This window comes from Vibrio sp. Vb1554 (genome assembly GCF_033344235.1).
In genome coordinates this window covers 1-1,575 of sequence record NZ_JAWPOJ010000144.1, presented here as the reverse complement: position 1 = coordinate 1,575, position 1,575 = coordinate 1, and the positions used below count along the sequence as shown (strand labels likewise).

The 1,575-nt window shown below is 45.7% G+C and carries 3 protein-coding genes; 2 read left to right on the top strand and 1 reads right to left on the bottom strand.

The genetic code is table 11. The annotated features are described in order from the left end of the window. The first annotated feature begins 212 nt into the window (after window positions 1-212). Both R8N28_RS24415 and R8N28_RS24410 read left to right on the top strand, forming a co-directional pair. On the top strand, window positions 213-515 hold the full coding sequence (locus R8N28_RS24415; RefSeq protein WP_318183571.1) for a PTS fructose transporter subunit IIB: 303 nt from the start codon (window positions 213-215) through the stop codon (window positions 513-515). A gap of 8 nt (window positions 516-523) precedes the next feature. Further along, window positions 524-1,300, top strand: a complete 777-nt coding sequence (locus R8N28_RS24410) for a PTS sugar transporter subunit IIA (RefSeq protein ID WP_021452121.1) — start codon at window positions 524-526, stop codon at window positions 1,298-1,300. Window positions 1,301-1,334: 34 nt separating this feature from the next. Here the strand turns inward: R8N28_RS24410 and R8N28_RS24405 are convergent. Continuing rightward, window positions 1,335-1,575: helix-turn-helix transcriptional regulator (locus R8N28_RS24405; protein ID WP_318183570.1), on the bottom strand; the 241-nt coding region annotated here is incomplete at its 5' end.

Below are 1,575 nucleotides of genomic sequence, written 5' to 3'. Positions count from 1 at the left end.
AGGATCCCCTGGCTCGTATGCGTTCCTACTCATTTTATTTGGGCATAGATTAACCAGTGCCTACCCTTTGATATATAGGACTAAAAGTGCATTAACTGGATTAATGTAACATGAGATTCAAACTGTGATAGAGCTCTTGCGTTAATCCAGCTCAAATCAATTCAATCCGCGGTGGCTGTGCTAATATCCACAAAAAATAAAATGGATAGAACATGAAAATCGTAGCGGTGACAGCATGCCCTACAGGCATCGCTCATACTTATATGGCGGCAGATGCACTAATGAAAGCTGCGCCAAAACATAACGTGCAAATTACAGTAGAAACGCAAGGTGCGATGGGGATAGAAAATCAGCTCACTCCGCACGATATCGCTCAAGCGGATCGGGTTTTGATCGTGTCGGATATTGAGATAGAACAACCTGGCCGATTCGAAGAGACGCGCAAAATTCAAATCCCCATTGAAGAGGTTTTGCTGAACGTCGACAAAGTATTCCTCGTCCACTGCCGCGACTAAATTTGCAGATGAACGAATACCAAATCACCTTTTTCGTCGATAATGCAAATGCCAGTGCGCACCTTGCTCAGCCACTCAATCGAGTGGCAAAGAAGTTCAAAAGTACCTTACATATCATTAATGTAACGCAAAATCGTGTTGCGGAACTCACCAAGTCCGTGGCGATTTTGCAAGCAGGTCTACAACAAGGTGATTTGTGTCAAATCACAGCGATTGGCATTGACGCAGAGTTGGCCTGCTTCGTCATCAAAGACATGATTGCTGAACACTTTACGGTGGTGGGATCTCATATCAACTATGAGTTTTCTAGCCAACTGGCCGAGCGTTTACCGCAAATTTGCCCACCTTGTGAAATCAAATGGCACTACGCCAAAGCGCATACCGAGCTCACCAAGTTTGAATGCCTTAAAGGATTAGCTCAGCTGATCCACCCCATTCATCCCGACGAACTGATTCTTGCTTTTATTAAACGCGAAGAACGTTCATCAACTTGCGTGACTCCGGGGATCGCTCTACCGCATGTGATGTTTTCAGGTGTTGACCATATTTCCATTGCCGTTATTGCAAATGAAAAGTCGATGGATTGGGCTTCAAAGATGGGTGATGTTCATCTGGCTATAGCACTGGTGATGCCAGAAAATCCGACCCGAGAACAGATCATTGCGGCCACTAACCTCACACGAAATCTGCTTACCGATCAAATGGCGGAACGCCTACTACTAACAAAAAGCAGCGTCGACTTACAAGCGCTGCTGATGTACGCCATGTCGAGGCTGCTCGCCTAAACTTCTCTATGATTTACGCACTCTGACTGAAGGCTTAAATCGAACCACGATATTCCGTCGGCGTTCTGCCTGTACGGTTCTTAAATACTCGGCAGAAATAGTTCACGTCTTTAAATCCACAGCGCACTGACACGTCATTGAGTTTGAAGTTGTATTTCTTGAGCATAAACTTCGCACGATCCACTCGTACCCAAGTAATGTAGTCTGCCAAGGTCATGTGCCCCTGCTGACGGAACAAGCGCGACAAATGGTTCGAGGAAATACTGAATCTCGAC

Excerpts from the sequence above, each read along its gene's own strand:
- R8N28_RS24415 (WP_318183571.1), top strand. The coding sequence starts at position 213 with ATGAAAATCGTAGCGGTGACAGCATGCCCTACAGGCATCGCTCATACT.
- R8N28_RS24410 (WP_021452121.1), top strand. The coding sequence starts at position 524 with ATGAACGAATACCAAATCACCTTTTTCGTCGATAATGCAAATGCCAGT.